Raw genomic sequence first — 14,285 nt, forward strand, 5'->3', positions numbered from 1 at the left:
GCTCTCGCAACCGGACTGCCCACTGTCGGAGGGTGCTGACAGACTGAGGGGGTGATCACCGATCTGCCGTTCGAGAACGTGTACCGGCACGGGTTCGCGCGCGTCGCCGCGTGCACGATCCCCGTCGCGGTCGCCGACCCCGCCACGAACGCCGACGCCGTGCTCCAATCGGCGCGCGCCTGCGACGCCGAGGGGGTCGCCGTCGCGGTCTTCCCCGAGCTGTGCCTGACCGGCTATGCGATCGACGACCTCGTCATGCAGGATCCCCTGCTCGACGCCGTCGAGACCGCCCTCGAGCGCCTGGTCCTGGCATCCGCAGACCTCCTTCCGGTGCTGCTGGTCGGCGCGCCGCTGCGCCAGGGCAACCGCCTGTTCAATTGCGCGGTCGTGATCCACCGGGGCCGGGTGCTCGGCGTCGCCCCGAAGGCGTACCTGCCCACGTACCGCGAGTTCTACGAGCACCGCTGGTACGCCCGCGGCGACGACCAGGCGGGGCAGCACATCCGCGTCGCGGGCCAGACGGTGCCGTTCGGGCCCGACCTTCTGTTCGATGCGGTCGACGTGCCCGGTCTGACCCTGCACGCCGAGGTGTGCGAAGACGTCTGGGTTCCGATCCCGCCGTCATCGGGGGCGGCACTGGCCGGGGCCACGGTGCTCGCGAACCTCTCGGGCAGCCCCATCACGATCGGGCGCGCCGACGATCGCAACCTGCTCTCGCAATCGCAGTCGATGCGGTGCCTCGCCGTCTACGCCTACGCGGCCGCGGGCCAGGGCGAGTCGACCAACGACGTCTCTTGGGACGGCCAGACCATGATCTACGAGAGCGGCCAGCTGCTCGACACGACCGAGCGCTTCCCCGACGGGCCGCGGCGCAGCGTCGCCGACGTCGATCTCGACCGGCTCCGTCAGGATCGCCTGCGCCAGGGCACGTTCGACGACAACCGCCGCACCACGGCCCCCGCATTCCGCACGGTGCCGTTCGAGCTCGCTCCACCGGCGACCGATCTCGGTCTGCGCCGTGCCGTCGACCGCTTCCCGTTCGTCCCCGACGACCCCGCTCGCCTCGCGCAGGACTGCTACGAGGCCTTCAACATCCAGGTGTCGGGGCTCGTCCAGCGCCTGCAGGCCATCGGCAACCCGCGGCCGGTGCTCGGGGTGAGCGGCGGACTCGACTCCACGCACGCCCTTCTCGTCATCGCGCGCGCCATGGACCGGATGGGGCGTCCGCGTAGCGACATCCTCACCTACACGCTCCCCGGCTTCGCGACGAGCGAGAAGACCAAGCGCAACGCGATCGCCCTGGCGGAGGCCGTCGGCGCCTCGATCGAAGAGATCGACATCCGCCCCGCGGCGACCGAGATGCTCTCGCGCATGGGACACCCCTTCGCCGCGGGACGACCCGTGCACGACGTCACCTTCGAGAACGTGCAGGCGGGGCTGCGCACCGACTACCTCTTCCGTCTCGCGAACCAGAACGACGGGATCGTCGTCGGCACCGGCGACCTGTCCGAGATCGCGCTCGGGTGGTCCACCTACGGCGTGGGCGATCAGATGAGCCACTACTCGGTGAACCCCGGGGTGCCGAAGACCCTCATCCAGCACCTCATCCGCTGGGTGATCTCCTCGGGAGAGCTCAGCGACGACACCGTCCAGGTGCTGCAGGCCGTGCTCGACACCGAGATCAGTCCCGAGCTGGTGCCCGCGGGGCAGGACGGCCGCATGCAGTCCACCGAGGACCGCATCGGCCCCTACAACCTGCACGATTTCACGCTGTACCACGTCCTGCGCTTCGGGTTCCGGCCGTCGAAGATCGCCTTCCTCGCGGCGCACGCCTGGAATGATCCGGATGCCGGCGCCTGGCCGCCCGGCTACCCCGAGGAAGAACGCCCGGCGTACGACCTCGTCACCGTGGCGAGATGGCTCGAGGTGTTCCTGAAGCGCTTCTTCGGGTTCGCGCAGTTCAAGCGCACCGCGATCCCGAACGGGCCGAAGGTGTCGCCCGCCGGTTCGCTCTCTCCGCGCGGCGACTGGCGCGCCCCCTCCGACGGCAACGCTCGCGCGTGGCTCGCCGACCTGCACGCGGTGGTGCCGCAGGCCTTCCGCGGCGACTGAGCCACGGCATCCACTCGGGGCACGCCCCGGCCCTGGCGACGCGGGCTACCAGCCCATCGAACCGGGGACGCCCTTGAACGGCCCCGCGAGGTCGCTCGTGACCCAACCGCCGTAGAACCCGCCGGGCTGCGGTTGCACCGTCTCGCCACCGAGGACGACGCGGTCCATGGGGCCCGCGTAGACGGCCACGCGGTCCTCGAGCAGCTCGTACCCCGGCATGGGGTGCGGGTAGTTCCAGGCGGCGCGCGGTGCAACCGCTCCCCCTCCCCCGTGCACGTCGAAGTACCGGGCGCCGCCTTTGAACTCGCAGAACGAGGCGCCTTCTCCGAGGGTGAGGGCATCGCCGAACGCGGCGATCGGCACGTAGTACACGGGCGGATGACTGGTCTCGAGCACCCGGACGACGTCGTCGGTGTCGGCGATGCGCACGCCGCCGAAGTCGATCTGCACGCGCTTGCGGACGCGCTCCACCCGCGGGGGCCGAGGGTAGCCCCACACGGATTCCTGACCGGGGCGGACGGGGTCGGGTACGGGGCGCGGCATGCGCCCACGCTACGCCGCGATCTGGACACTCGGGCGATTCCCCGGATACCGGCTCAGGAAGCGCACAGGTTTTCGGTAGCCTGGACGTCGAGGGGGAACAGTGAGCGAACACAGGACGACGCCGGTCGGACGGCGCTATCGCGTCTATCAGATCGTCGGCATCGTACTGGCCGTGCTCTTCCTCGCCTTGGGCGTCGCCGCCTACCTCGCCGGCGGAGGGCCCGTCATCGCCGCCATCGCCGTCATCGGAGGTCTCGCCGTGCTCATCGTCTCGATCATCACGATGGTGCGCTCGTGAGCGCTCCCGAGACCCCGGGCGGCCCCGACGGGAAGAAGAAGTACCCCGCGGGCACCGTCGTCATCTGGATCGCCGGCGCCGGCATCGGCCTGTGGCTCCTCGTCAGCGGGCTGATCGGCATCCTTTCCGGAGGCAGCTGAACCCGCGCGTCGTGGGAATGCCCTCCGACGACGATCGTTGACTTTGACTGTCACCGATTTCGACAGGAAGGGCATCATGACGCGTATCGGACGCAGCGACCTCGACATCCTCCCCCTCTCACTGGGCGGCAACGTCTTCGGCTGGACCGCCGACCGAGACACCTCGTTCGCGGTGCTCGACTCCTTCCACGCCGGGGGTGGAGATTTCATCGACACCGCCGACGCCTACAGCGCCTGGGTGCCCGGCAACTCGGGCGGCGAGAGTGAGACCCTCATCGGCGAGTGGCTGGCCTCTCGCAAGCCCGAGAACGTCGTGGTGGCCACCAAGGTCAGCCAGCACCCCGAGTTTCGCGGACTGGGCGCGAAGAACATCCGCGCTGCGGCGGAAGCCTCGCTGAAGCGCCTCGGCGTCGACACCATCGACCTCTACTACGCCCACTTCGACGACGCCGAGACGCCCCTCGAAGAGACCGTCGCCGGCTTCGCCGACCTCGTCAGCGACGGGCTCGTGCGCTACGTGGCGGTGTCGAACTACACCGCGGCGCGCATCGGCGAGTGGATCTCGCTCGCCGAGGCCTCCGGAGCAGATCTCCCGGTCGCCGTCCAGCCGCACTACAACCTCGTGCACCGCACCGATGTCGAGAGCGAGATCGTGCCCGTGGCCGAGCGGTACGGCATGTCGCTCGTTCCGTACTACGCGCTCGCGAGCGGATTCCTCACCGGCAAGTACCGTTCGTCGGATGCCACCGGCGCCTCGCCCCGCGCGGAAGGCGCCGCGAAGCTGGCCACTCCGGCCGGACTCGCGCTGATCGACGCGCTCGAAGAGGTCGGCGATGCGCACGGCGCCTCCATCGCCACCACCGCCCTGGCCTGGCTGCGGGCCCAGCCGAGCGTCGCCGCTCCCATCGCGAGCGCCTCGAAGGTGGAGCAGGTCGCCGACCTCCTCGCCAGCGCCTCTCTCGAGCTGACGGCCGACGAGATCGCGCACCTCTCGGCCGTGTCCGAGCCCGCCCAGGACTGAGCAGGGCGGGATGCGCGGGCACAGCCCACGCCTTCGCCCCTCGGCCGAGGAACGCCCGCCGTACCGGGATCCGCGCACAGCGTGTCCCCCCCTACGGCGGGCGTTCCTCGCGGTGGGACTCGCTGCGTCGACACCCGCCGTGGGCGAGAATGAGGACGTGAAGCTCCTCGTCGCCGCCCATGCGTCCGAACTCACCGCCTTCGAGGCGGAGATCCCCGGTTTCGATCGTCTGCTCACCGGGGTGGGCAAGATTCCCGCGGCCTACGCGCTGACGCGTGCGCTCTGCGAGGGCGACTACGACGAGATCGTCGTCGTCGGCACGGCGGGAGCGATCGATGACGACGTCGAGGGCGGCATCTACGACATCGCGGCTGCGATCCAGCACGACGTGAAGGGCCTGGACGGCACCTTCGGTGAGCATGTGTCGCTGCCCTCCCGTGTCGAGACCGGGTCCGAGGGCGTCGTCATCGCGACCGGCGACCACTTCGTCGACGATGCGGAGGCCGTGCGCCTCATTCGCGGTCTCGGTGCCCGCCTGGTCGACATGGAGTCGTACGCGCTCATCTGGGTCGCCCGCCAGTTCGGCGTGCCCATCCGCATCCTGCGCGCCGTGTCGGATCGCGCGCAGGACGGCGCCACCGAGCTCTGGGACGACGTCGTGGAGCGGTGCAGTCACGAGCTGCGCGCGGAGGTCCGCGCCCGCTACGGCGTCTGATTCCGCCCCGGGGATCGCACGCGCCTAGGGCGTCTGCGACCCCGACCGCGCCCGCCCCGCGAGATCGGTGACGCCGACGACGAGCGCGAGCGCGAGGAAGATGCCCACCGTGATCATCCCCGACGCGTAGGCGTCGTGGTACAGCACCGCCGCGTCATCGACGCTGCCCTGCTCGCGGTAGACCGTCGCGTAGAACAGGGCGAGCGCGATCGCCGTGCCGACGGCCGTGCCGATGCGCTGGCCCAGTTGACCCACGGATCCCGCGACGCCGCCGCTCTTGACCGGGATGTCGGCGAGGGTGAGCGTCTGGTTGGGCGAGATGACGAGACCGCCGGCGAAGCCACCGAAGGTCATCACCGCCGCCATCGCCCAGGGTGTCCATCCGGGCGGCGTGAAGAGCGCGACGAGCACGAGCCCGCCCGCCGTGGCCACCATGCCCACGATTCCCCAGACCACGAGCGGACGCCCCAGGCGAGTGACGAGGTTGCCGCCGATCCACGAACTCCACGCGGATGCCACGGCGAAACCGATCGTGACCATACCGGCGAACACGGGCTCCAGGCCCAGACCTCCCTGGAGGAAGAGCGTTCCCAAGAGGAACATGGCGGGGATCGCGGAGAAGTAGGCGGTCGAGATGAGCACACCGTTGCGGTACGACGAGAGCGAGAAGATCGCGAAGGGTATGAGCGGCATCCGTCCCCGCTCCCCGTATCGACGTTCCCAGAACACGAACCCCGCGGCGAAGATCACGGACGCCACCAGGAACCACCAGCGGTGCGGGTTGTCGTCCGGGCTCCCGGTGGTGAACAGGAACGGCCACATCAACGACAGGATCGTCAACGCGAAGAGCACGACGCCGACCGGATCGAGATCGAGCTTGCGGTGGGACCTGGTTCGGGTGTCGGGCAGCAGCCACGCCGCCAGCGCGATGACGATCGCCACGAGCGGGACGTTGATCCAGAAGATGAGCCGCCAGCCGTCGGTGTCGCCGCCCAGGGCGATGAGCAGACCGCCCAGGGTGGGGCCGAAGGCCGTCGCGATGCCGATCGTCGCACCGAACAGGCCGAAGGCGCGGCCGCGCTCCTTGCCCTGGAACAGCTGCTGCACGAGACCGAGAACCTGAGGCATCTGGATGCCGGCCGCAACGCCCTGCAGCAAGCGGGCGACGAGGAGCACGGTCGTGTTCGGCGCGAGGGCGCACGCGAGGCTCGTGACAAGGAACAGCGAGAGGCCGACGAGGAAGAGCATGCGCCGCGACCGGAGGTCTCCCAGGCGCCCGGCCGGGACCAGCACCAGACCGAAGGTGAGGATGTAGCCCGACACCACGAGCTGCAGCTCGGTGGGTCCGGCGTTCAGCGCCGCTTCGATGGACGGGAGCGCGACGTTGACCTTCGTGAGGTCGAGGATCGTGAGCGCGGCGACAGCGACCGCCACCCAGTAGGCACGCCACCGGTGCTTCTGCGACAGCACGATGTCACGTGTGGGGGGATGGGCGGAATCCGTGGACGTGGAGGGAGGAGTCATCGCTGCCGACGGTACTCCGGGTCTCGGACACCGCCTCCGGGCTTGCGCCGCGGGGCGCCGCGGCTCCCGCGACCGAACGCGTCAGTCGACGTCTCTGCGGGCGAAGACCGCCCGCAGCACGAGGAACACGATAAATGCGACGACCGCGACGGCGATCAAGCGGAAGACGAACGCGATGAGCGAGAACAGGATGTTCACGAGCACCCACGCGATGATCACGGCGACGACGACGCCGAGGATGGTCCACAGGGTGCTCTTGCGCATGAGCCCAGCCTAGAGCGGGAGCCTGTTGAACCGCCCGGCGGGGCGCCGCGCCCCGCGATCCCGCACCATCCGAGCGGACGCGGGTTCGAGTCCCGATCTCGGCGTCAGCCGATCAGCGCCGGGGCGTCCTGCCGGATCACGCTCGGCCCACGCGGCGTGGCCGCGACGTGGAGCTGCGCGGGGAGCTGGTCTTTCATCGCCGCAACATGGCTGATCACCCCGACGGTCCTGCCGCCCTGCCGCAACTCGTCGAGGGTGCGCATGGCGAGATCGAGAGTGTCGTCGTCGAGCGAGCCGAAGCCTTCGTCGATGAAGAGCGTGTCGAGTCGGATGCCGCCCGCTCGCGCCGTCACGACCTCGGCGAGGCCGAGGGCCAGGGCCAAGGAGGTGAGGAACGTCTCGCCGCCCGACAGCGATTGCGGGGGTCGGCTCTGGCCCGTGAATGCGTCGACCACCTCGAGTCCCAGCCCGCTCGCCGCACCGCGGGCTGCCAGCGCGTCGCTGTGCTGCAGACGGTACCGACCGGATGACATGTGATCGAGGCGGAGATTCGCAGCGGCGACGATCTCTTCGAGCTCGGCGGCGAGCACGAAGGTCTCGAGGGTCATGCGACGTGTGTTCGGCGCACGCCCGGCGACGGTATCGGCAAGTCGAGCGATCACGGCGTGCTCGTCGGAAAGCGCCGCCACAGCCGCGTGCGCGTCGTCGGCGCGCTGGGCGAGCCCTCTCAGCCGCTCCGCAAGAGCTCGAGCGGACGCGTGCGCAGCGGTGGTGCGCTGGACGACCTCACGGGCCCGGGCGACGGCCTCGGCGTACGGAGCGGGGTCGACGGGCTCATCGGGGGCATCGACCAGAAGGAGCTCGAGCTCGAGCAGCCGCTGGCGAATCGAGGCACTCGCCGCATCGTGTTCGGCGATGGCGGTGTCGAGGCGACGGCGATCGGCTGCCGGCCGGAGCGCCCGGATCACGGCGTCGACGTCGGCGAAGGAGCTCTCGCCCACCCGCGACGCGACGGCGTCCGCCGCCTCGAGCTCGTGTGCGGTCGCCGCGTCGACCGCGTCTCTTGCCGCGACCAATTCGCGCACCGCATCTCGCCGGGAACGCAGGTCGCGCTGGCGCGCGGTCACGCTGTCGAAGTCTCCCCGCGCGGCGGCCACCTCGCTACGAAGACCCGTCACCCTCTGCTCGGCCAGAGCGAGATCCTGTTGCGTGCTCGCGAGCCTGCTCGCGAGAGCGTCGATACGCGAGGCGACCGCCGCATCGAGGTCGGCCACGCGCACCCGTTCCGCCTGGAGGCTCTCGCGCTCGGCGACCTCGGCCGAGGCCGCCGCGAGCGCCTCATCGGTCTGAGCGAACCTCTCCTCGAGGGCTTCGACGCTTTCTCCGCCCGCGAGGGCTGCGGCGAGAGCGTGAGCGTCACGCGCGACGCGAGCCGCGTCGGAGGCGAGTCGGTCCTGCTCGACCGCCGCGTTCTTGCGGTCCTCTGCGGCGGTGATCTCGTCATCGGTCACGGGCTCTTCGTCGCCGCGAGCGGGAGCGGGATGTTCCCGTGCACCGCACACGGCGCACGGCTCTCCGTCGACGAGGTCATGGGCCAGCTCGACGGCCGCGCCTTGGAGTCGGCGACGCAGGAGGCTGGTCCACGAGTCGACGGCGCGCTGTACCTCGTCGGCGCGCACCAGAGATGCGAGATCGGCCTGATCGCGTTCGTCTTGCAGCTGCGCCGCACGGCGCGCGGCCTGCACGCGGCGAACCAGGTCGTCACGCGCGCTCGTCGCGGTGGTCTTGCGGGTCTCGGCGCCGGCGAGCTGCTCGAGGCGCTCGTCGAGAGCACGCAGGGTCTCGGGAACCTCCGCTCGGCCCTCGACGAGGGCATCGTGATCGGCGGCGGTCCGGGCGACCAGGGTCGTGAGCCGATCGACCTCCGCCTCGAGGACGCCGAGTTCGGCTTCGGCGCTCAGAGCGGACTGTCCCCGCGCGAGCAGCGCGGTGAGCTCGTCGTCGCGGGCGACGAGTACGGCCCGATCGAGGGCGGCTCCGCCGGAAGGGACGGGGCCTGCCGTCGTGTCCGTCGAGGGTTCGACGGCGGCGTCCGCGCTGCGCGGTTCCGCGAGCCGACCCGCCTTCTCTTTCGCCGTGTCGGCGGCGTCCACGGCGGAGGCGAGCGCCTTCCGTGCGATCTCGGCCGCATCGATCGCGGCCCGCATCGTCTCGGCTTCGGCCGCGCAGCGCGACTCCTCGCGCGCAGCGGTGATGCGCGGCTCGTCCGCCTCGAGAACCGCCAGACGGTCCCGCAGTCGCGATCGGTCCTGCTGGCGTTCGTGGAGCGTGGCCGCTTCCCGCTGAGCGGCCAAGGCTCGATCGAGTCGCGCATCGCTGTCGTCGCGCTCTCGCGCGGCGGTCTCGACGCGATAGTCGGCGCGTTCCACGGCTCGAACGACGCGGGCGAGCCGTTCGCTCACGCTGACGGGTGCACCTGCCGGGGTCTCGACGATCTCGGCGGCGCCGAGGTCGTCTTCGGGCTCGAGTTCGCCGGCAAGACGCTCCGCCTCGTCAAGGAGCGTCGCCACCTCGACGCCCTCGGCAGCGAGACGTTGCGCCGCGCTCTTGCGACGCTCTTCGAGGTCCGCCGCGTACTGCTCGAAGGAGCGCGTACCGAAGAGCGTTCGCAGCAGGCTCAGGCGCTCGTCGTTCTTGGCGAGCAGGAATCGGGCGAACCGGTTCTGCGCCAGCAGGATGACCTGCAGGAACTGCTGCTGGGTCAGGCCCAGGATCTCGTCGAGGCGCGCGGCGACGTCGACGGGCCGTGCGGCCACTCCGGTCCAGCCCTCGGGGGCGAGGATCTCGAGGAGGGCGCGGTGCGGTTCTTTCGTCGTCCCCCCACCGCGCCGTTTCGGACGTTCGAACTCGGGCGAGCGGGTGATGCGCCACCGCTCCCCCTCCGCGCTGAACTCGAGCGTGACGCGCGTGGGGTCGTCGGGTTCGCAATGGTCGCTGCGCAACCGGCGGTCGGCGCCGTCGTATCGCGGCACGCCTCCGTAGAGGGCGTAGCAGACACCGTCGAGCACGCTCGATTTGCCGGCGCCCGTGCGCCCCGTGATGAGGAAGATGCCGTCTGGCGTGAACGCGTCGAAGTCGACCGTCTGCGCCTCGAGGAACGGACCGAACCCTTCGAGGACGAGGCTGTGGAGCTTCACGCGTTCGCCTCCGCGACGGACCGCGCGTCGAGCACGTCGCGGATGAGCGCACGTTCGGCTTCGGACGCCCCCTCTCCTTCACGGACGTGAGCGAGGAACGTCTCGACGATCTCCGCGTCGTCGCGTGCGGCGCGCACACGTCGCGCGTACCCGACGCCGTCGTCGGCTTGCGTCTCGGCGGGCAGATGGACCACCGTCGCGCACCACGGGAAGCGCGACTGCAGTCGCCGCATCGGATCGGGCTGAGGCGTGGAATCGGTGTACTCGGCGCGCACCCAGTGCTCGTCGTGGCCGGCGAAGCGCTCGTCGGTGAGCAGCTCGTCGAGGCGGGCGCGAAGCGTCACGAGCGGACGGGGCACCGGCAGATCGAGCCAGGTCACGTCGGCCAGCCCCTCGGCGTCGAGGTCGACGAGCCACGAACCACGGGGTTTTCCTGCCTCGCCGAAGCTGTAGTGCACCGGGGCACCAGCGTAACGGACGCGATCGGACAACTGCTGACGACCGTGGATGTGGCCGAGGGCGACGTAGTCGGGCCCGTCGAACGCGGGGAGCGGGACGACGTCGAGGCCGCCCTGTCGGATCTCTCGTTCGACTCCCGGGGTGGCATCGACCCCCGCGGCGAAGCAGTGCGCCGCGACCACCGAACGCCCGCCGCGTTCGCCGAGGTCGGCGCGGACGAGGTCGAGTGCGTGCTGCATCGTCTGCGCCTGGCTGCGTAGCTCGACGCCGTCCCAGAGGTGGCGCACGATGGCGGGCTCGAGGTACGGGATGCCGTAGATGTGCACGGGACCGTGCTCGTCGTCGACGGTCACCGGGGTGCCGACGGAACGGGGATCGGTGACGACCGTGATCTCCTTCCGAAGGAGAGCGGACTGGAAACCGAGGCGGGCGGCGGAATCGTGGTTGCCGCTCGTGACGACGACCCGTGCGCCGGCATCGGCGAGCGCCGCCAAGGTGGACGAGAGGACCGGGTAGCAGGCCGCGGAGGGGGCGGCGGAGTCGAAGACATCGCCCGCGACGATCACCACGTCGACCGCGTGCTCGCGGACCTGCGTGACGAGGGCTTCGAGGACGCTGCCCAGTGCGTCGAGCGTCGAGTGCCCGTGGAAGGAGCGCCCGATGTGCCAGTCGGAGGTGTGCAGGATCCGCATGCAGACACGGTACGTCGCCCCTCCGACATCGGCTCGCAGCAAACGCCCGGCCACTCTCCCCGCAGACGCGAAAACGCCTCACCGCCGGGTGTTCCCGGGGCGAGGCGCTACCGCTGGATCAGGAGCCGGCGACCTCGGCGGCCAGGGCCCGGATACGGTCGTCGCCCAGGTCGAGACCGATGTCGAGGAAGCGCTGGCGCAGCACGTCGGCGATCCGCTCCTCGCTCTTGTCTCCGACGTCGGCACGCGTCTGCACGACGACGCCCTGGATACGGGCGGTGTCGTCGGTCGCATGCATGTCCATCGCCGGTTCCGACTGCTCGTCGGGGTGCGAGAGCTTGCGGTCCTGGTGGACAGCGCCGCCCACCGAGTCCGCCGCGTCGGCGCCGCCGTCGGGGCCGCTGCTGGGCTGGGGCGCCTGGGTGTCATCCGACATGTCAGTCCTCCGTGCTCAGATCGGGGTCGATGCCCTGGCTGGCGGCATCCCCCTCGATGGGGTCCGAGGGCTCCGCGTCGTTCAGTCGCGGCGAGCCCTTCGCGTGCTCGTTCTGTTCTGCGGTCTCGCCGTCTGCGACGGCGCCGCTCTCCCAGCCACCGGCGGGGTCGGCGTCGATGACGCCCTCGGGTAGGTCGCGGTCGTCTGTCATGACTTCCCCTTTCTCCGGATACAGCTTCGTCTCACCGGCATCCGACCGGGCAGGGGTTGACGACCGCGCACGGGCTGCGTAGGCGCCGGATTCAGCCCGCGGGGCGCTGGTGCAGCAGGCCCGCGCGCTCGGGGTGCGACTCGAACCACTCCCCCACGTACCAGCAGACGGGCAGGATCTCACGGTCGCCCGCCGTCTCGATCGCATCGACCGCCCGCTCCGTGATCACGGCCGCGTACCCGTGGCCGCGGAAGGTGGGGATGGTGAACGCGCGCGTGAGAGCGACGGTGCGTCCGTCGTCGCGGTAGTCGAGCACGGAGACGAGGTCGTCCCCGTTGTGCAGGGTGTAGCGGGACGCGGTCTTATCGTCGGCGAAAAGCAGATCGGCCATGGTCGAGAGGCTACGCCGATGACGACCCGCTGGCTCCGTTAGCGCAGATTGCACGGTCCGAGGCCTCTGGAAGCCATCCGATCTGAGCAGGATGCTCCATACTCGAGCACCTCGTGCGATTTGACGAAGTCCGACGTCCTGCGTCATAATCCCCCCATGACTCTCAACGCGCGTTCTCTGTCCGCCCGGGAGGCGAACAGGACTGCCGGCATGATGATGCCCGGCCGCGTTGCGATGTGTTGTCGAATGTGCCGCTAACAGCGACCCTCGCCCGGATCACCTCGGTTTCTGAACACCGACGTCATCCCCCGGTCTCCTGACGTCCGCGTCGATCACGCGCACTCCGGTCACCGCGCTCCGGCCCCTCGGCCTCTACCTCCCGTCGAACCCCGCTGTGTCTGACGCCCGGGTTCACACTCTCAAGGACTTTCTCCTCATGTCGATCTCCGCTGTTCTCGACCGCCCCGCCGCCATCCGCCCCCTCGCCGCCCGCGCCGCAACCCCGGCCGCGGCCAGCCCGGCAGCACCCGCCCCGCGCCCCGCCGCTCCCGCGACGACCGCCCCGCGCGGATTCGCTCTGTACGTCGGCATCGACGAGGCGAAGGCCGCCGCCGCGGGTGTCAGCCTCGGAACCCTCGTCGAGGCCCTGCGTCGCACTCTCGGCGAGCTGGCCCCCGCCGCCGAGACCTACGCCACGGTCGCCCTCGCCCCCGTCGGCTCGGGCGGCCGCGATGTCGACGTCGTGCGCCTCGCGCTGCACGAGCCGTCCGCTGTCGCCCGTACGAAGGACGAGCCCGCCGAGGAGGATCGCGCGCCCGGCGGCGTCGTGGTCGACATCTCGCGCAAGCGCGTGCTCATCGACGGCGAGTCTGCCGCCTTCACGTTCAAGGAGTTCGAGCTGCTGCAGTACCTCGTGCTCCGCGAGGGCCGCACGATCGAGCGCACCGAGCTCGTGGCCTCGCTGTGGGAGGGCTCGACCGACGACGACGCCCCGGGCGAGCGCACCATCGACGTGCACGTGCGGCGTCTGCGCGCCAAGCTCGGCGTGTACGAGGACATCGTGCGCACCGTGCGCGGCGTCGGGTACCGCTTCGACCGTCACGCCGACGTGTCGATCCGCTACGGCCACGGAACGCCTTCGCCCGACCGCTTCTGAGCGACGGCCCGACCGGTCGCCCGGATGCCGCGATGTCGGTGGGGCGACGTAGGGTGACGGCATGAGATCGACCGGGGTGCGCACGCGGCACGCGTCGCGCGAGCTCGGCGGCCCGGTCGAGAAGCCGATCGAGTCGGAGTACCGGCCGGCAGTACCCACGGATGTGGGTCGTGCCGTCCTCGCACAGCGTCACGGACGAAACGACCCCACTTTCGCCGCATCGCTTCCCCTCTCGGCAGGAGGCATCGTCTGGAGGGCCAGCCGCACCCCGATGGGAGTCGCGACCGTCGCCCTGCGACAGACGGCGAACGGCACCGTTCGCGCCGCCGCGTGGGGAGCGGGATCCGAGTGGGCTCTCGACCAGCTGCCCGCCCTGTGCGGCCGCGACGACGATCCCGACGGGTTCGACGCGTCGCGGCATCCGTCCGTCTCCGAGTGGCATCGCCGGCACCCCGATCTGCGCATCGGCCGGACCGATCTCGTCTTCGACGCGCTCGTCAGCGCGATCATGGAGCAGAAGGTCACGAGCCTGCAGGCCTTCTCCGCCTGGCGGAGCATCGTCACCTGGTACGGCGAGCGCGCCCCCGGGCCGACCCCGCGCCCCATGTTCGCCCCGCCCGACATCGACGGCTGGCGACTCGTCCCCTCGTGGGCGTGGCATCGCGCCGGTCTCGAGCCGCCGCAGTCCCGCACCATCGTCGAGACGTCGCGTCGAGGCGCCTCGATCGTGCGCGCGGCGAGCGCGGCCTCCGACGGCGAGGCCCGCGACCGCGTCTTCATCAGCCTGCGCGGGGTGGGCATCTGGACGAGTGCCGAGACGCGCATCCGCGCTTTCGGTGATCCGGATGCCGTGAGCGTCGGCGACTACCATCTCGCGCACCAGGTGGGTTTCGCCCTCACGGGGCATCGCACCGACGACGACGGAATGCTCGAGTTGCTCGAACCCTTCGCGGGGCACCGTCAGCGCGTCATCCGTCTCATCTACGCCGGATCGGCGCTCGAGCCGCGCCGCGGCCCGCGCCTTCATCCCGAAGACCACCGCGACCGTTGAGGTCGCCGTCCACCGCGCCGGTGACTCTGGTCGATCGCTTCGGGATCGCCTGGATGGTCGCCGTCGGAGAGGGTG

Annotated in this window: 15 protein-coding genes; 7 read left to right on the forward strand and 8 right to left on the reverse strand. The window is 70.6% G+C overall.

Features of this window, described 5'->3' with window-relative positions; all coding sequences use genetic code 11:
- Positions 1–51 precede the first annotated feature (51 nt).
- Positions 52–2,112 carry an NAD(+) synthase gene (locus tag QE454_RS03240; protein ID WP_307458207.1) on the forward strand — a complete coding sequence of 687 codons (2,061 nt, stop codon included), beginning with the start codon at positions 52–54 and terminating at the stop codon, positions 2,110–2,112.
- Positions 2,113–2,157: 45 nt separating this feature from the next.
- Here QE454_RS03240 and QE454_RS03245 read toward each other — a convergent pair whose 3' ends face one another.
- Complete coding sequence (locus tag QE454_RS03245) at positions 2,158–2,655, reverse strand: DUF427 domain-containing protein (protein ID WP_210073078.1); 498 nt, start codon at positions 2,653–2,655, stop codon at positions 2,158–2,160.
- A gap of 100 nt (positions 2,656–2,755) precedes the next feature.
- Between QE454_RS03245 and QE454_RS03250 the strand changes: the two genes are divergently transcribed.
- The 4 genes from QE454_RS03250 (at position 2,756) to QE454_RS03265 (ending at position 4,829) form a co-directional block, all read left to right on the forward strand.
- Positions 2,756–2,953, forward strand: coding sequence for a hypothetical protein (locus QE454_RS03250; protein ID WP_210073075.1), 198 nt, complete (start codon positions 2,756–2,758; stop codon positions 2,951–2,953).
- Positions 2,950–3,093, forward strand: a complete 144-nt coding sequence (locus tag QE454_RS03255) for a hypothetical protein (protein WP_210073073.1) — start codon at positions 2,950–2,952, stop codon at positions 3,091–3,093. The genes QE454_RS03250 and QE454_RS03255 overlap by 4 nt, the downstream gene beginning before the upstream one ends.
- Positions 3,094–3,169: 76 nt before the next feature.
- The gene (locus QE454_RS03260; RefSeq protein WP_307458203.1) at positions 3,170–4,114 is read left to right on the forward strand and encodes an aldo/keto reductase; all 945 of its coding nucleotides are present in this window, start codon (positions 3,170–3,172) and stop codon (positions 4,112–4,114) included.
- Between the two features lie 157 nt (positions 4,115–4,271).
- Positions 4,272–4,829 (forward strand): nucleosidase, encoded by a 558-nt coding sequence (locus QE454_RS03265; RefSeq protein ID WP_307458198.1) that lies wholly within the window; start codon positions 4,272–4,274, stop codon positions 4,827–4,829.
- 24 nt (positions 4,830–4,853) lie between these two features.
- On the opposite strand, the gene QE454_RS03270 is transcribed toward QE454_RS03265, so the two are convergent.
- The 7 genes from QE454_RS03270 to QE454_RS03300 form a co-directional block, all read right to left on the reverse strand.
- The gene (locus QE454_RS03270) at positions 4,854–6,353 is read right to left on the reverse strand and encodes an MFS transporter (protein ID WP_267788077.1); all 1,500 of its coding nucleotides are present in this window, start codon (positions 6,351–6,353) and stop codon (positions 4,854–4,856) included.
- An 81-nt stretch (positions 6,354–6,434) separates the two neighbouring features.
- The gene (locus QE454_RS03275) at positions 6,435–6,617 is read right to left on the reverse strand and encodes a hypothetical protein (RefSeq protein WP_210073067.1); all 183 of its coding nucleotides are present in this window, start codon (positions 6,615–6,617) and stop codon (positions 6,435–6,437) included.
- A gap of 104 nt (positions 6,618–6,721) precedes the next feature.
- On the reverse strand, positions 6,722–9,814 hold the full coding sequence (locus QE454_RS03280; RefSeq protein ID WP_307458190.1) for an SMC family ATPase: 3,093 nt from the start codon (positions 9,812–9,814) through the stop codon (positions 6,722–6,724).
- Entirely contained in the window at positions 9,811–10,965 is a 1,155-nt protein-coding gene (locus QE454_RS03285; RefSeq protein WP_210073063.1) for an exonuclease SbcCD subunit D, read from the reverse strand. The genes QE454_RS03280 and QE454_RS03285 overlap by 4 nt, the downstream gene beginning before the upstream one ends.
- A gap of 118 nt (positions 10,966–11,083) precedes the next feature.
- Complete coding sequence (locus tag QE454_RS03290) at positions 11,084–11,401, reverse strand: hypothetical protein (RefSeq protein WP_307458176.1); 318 nt, start codon at positions 11,399–11,401, stop codon at positions 11,084–11,086.
- Position 11,402: 1 nt separating this feature from the next.
- A complete protein-coding gene (locus tag QE454_RS03295) occupies positions 11,403–11,612 on the reverse strand; it encodes a hypothetical protein (RefSeq protein ID WP_103205833.1) in 210 nt (69 codons plus the stop codon).
- A 91-nt stretch (positions 11,613–11,703) separates the two neighbouring features.
- Positions 11,704–12,003 carry a GNAT family N-acetyltransferase gene (locus QE454_RS03300; RefSeq protein ID WP_307458172.1) on the reverse strand — a complete coding sequence of 100 codons (300 nt, stop codon included), beginning with the start codon at positions 12,001–12,003 and terminating at the stop codon, positions 11,704–11,706.
- 436 nt (positions 12,004–12,439) lie between these two features.
- On the opposite strand from QE454_RS03300, the gene QE454_RS03305 reads away from it, so the two are divergent.
- Together QE454_RS03305 and QE454_RS03310 are read left to right on the forward strand one after the other, a co-directional pair.
- Positions 12,440–13,159: a winged helix-turn-helix domain-containing protein gene (locus QE454_RS03305; protein ID WP_267788087.1), complete on the forward strand. Its 720-nt coding sequence runs from the start codon at positions 12,440–12,442 to the stop codon at positions 13,157–13,159.
- A gap of 61 nt (positions 13,160–13,220) precedes the next feature.
- On the forward strand, positions 13,221–14,210 hold the full coding sequence (locus tag QE454_RS03310) for a DNA-3-methyladenine glycosylase (protein ID WP_267788089.1): 990 nt from the start codon (positions 13,221–13,223) through the stop codon (positions 14,208–14,210).
- The last annotated feature ends 75 nt before the right edge of the window (positions 14,211–14,285 follow it).

Source organism: Microbacterium sp. SORGH_AS_0454 (genome assembly GCF_031453395.1).
Classification (GTDB): Bacteria; Actinomycetota; Actinomycetes; order Actinomycetales; family Microbacteriaceae; genus Microbacterium.

Bases quoted from the DNA above. Each gene is read 5' to 3' on its own strand.
- QE454_RS03245 (WP_210073078.1), bottom strand. From the start codon at position 2,655: ATGCCGCGCCCCGTACCCGACCCCGTCCGCCCCGGTCAGGAATCCGTG.
- QE454_RS03260 (WP_307458203.1), top strand. From the start codon at position 3,170: ATGACGCGTATCGGACGCAGCGACCTCGACATCCTCCCCCTCTCACTG.
- QE454_RS03270 (WP_267788077.1), bottom strand. From the start codon at position 6,353: ATGACTCCTCCCTCCACGTCCACGGATTCCGCCCATCCCCCCACACGT.
- QE454_RS03275 (WP_210073067.1), bottom strand. From the start codon at position 6,617: ATGCGCAAGAGCACCCTGTGGACCATCCTCGGCGTCGTCGTCGCCGTG.
- QE454_RS03285 (WP_210073063.1), bottom strand. From the start codon at position 10,965: ATGCGGATCCTGCACACCTCCGACTGGCACATCGGGCGCTCCTTCCAC.
- QE454_RS03290 (WP_307458176.1), bottom strand. From the start codon at position 11,401: ATGTCGGATGACACCCAGGCGCCCCAGCCCAGCAGCGGCCCCGACGGC.
- QE454_RS03295 (WP_103205833.1), bottom strand. From the start codon at position 11,612: ATGACAGACGACCGCGACCTACCCGAGGGCGTCATCGACGCCGACCCC.
- QE454_RS03300 (WP_307458172.1), bottom strand. From the start codon at position 12,003: ATGGCCGATCTGCTTTTCGCCGACGATAAGACCGCGTCCCGCTACACC.
- QE454_RS03305 (WP_267788087.1), top strand. From the start codon at position 12,440: ATGTCGATCTCCGCTGTTCTCGACCGCCCCGCCGCCATCCGCCCCCTC.
- QE454_RS03310 (WP_267788089.1), top strand. From the start codon at position 13,221: ATGAGATCGACCGGGGTGCGCACGCGGCACGCGTCGCGCGAGCTCGGC.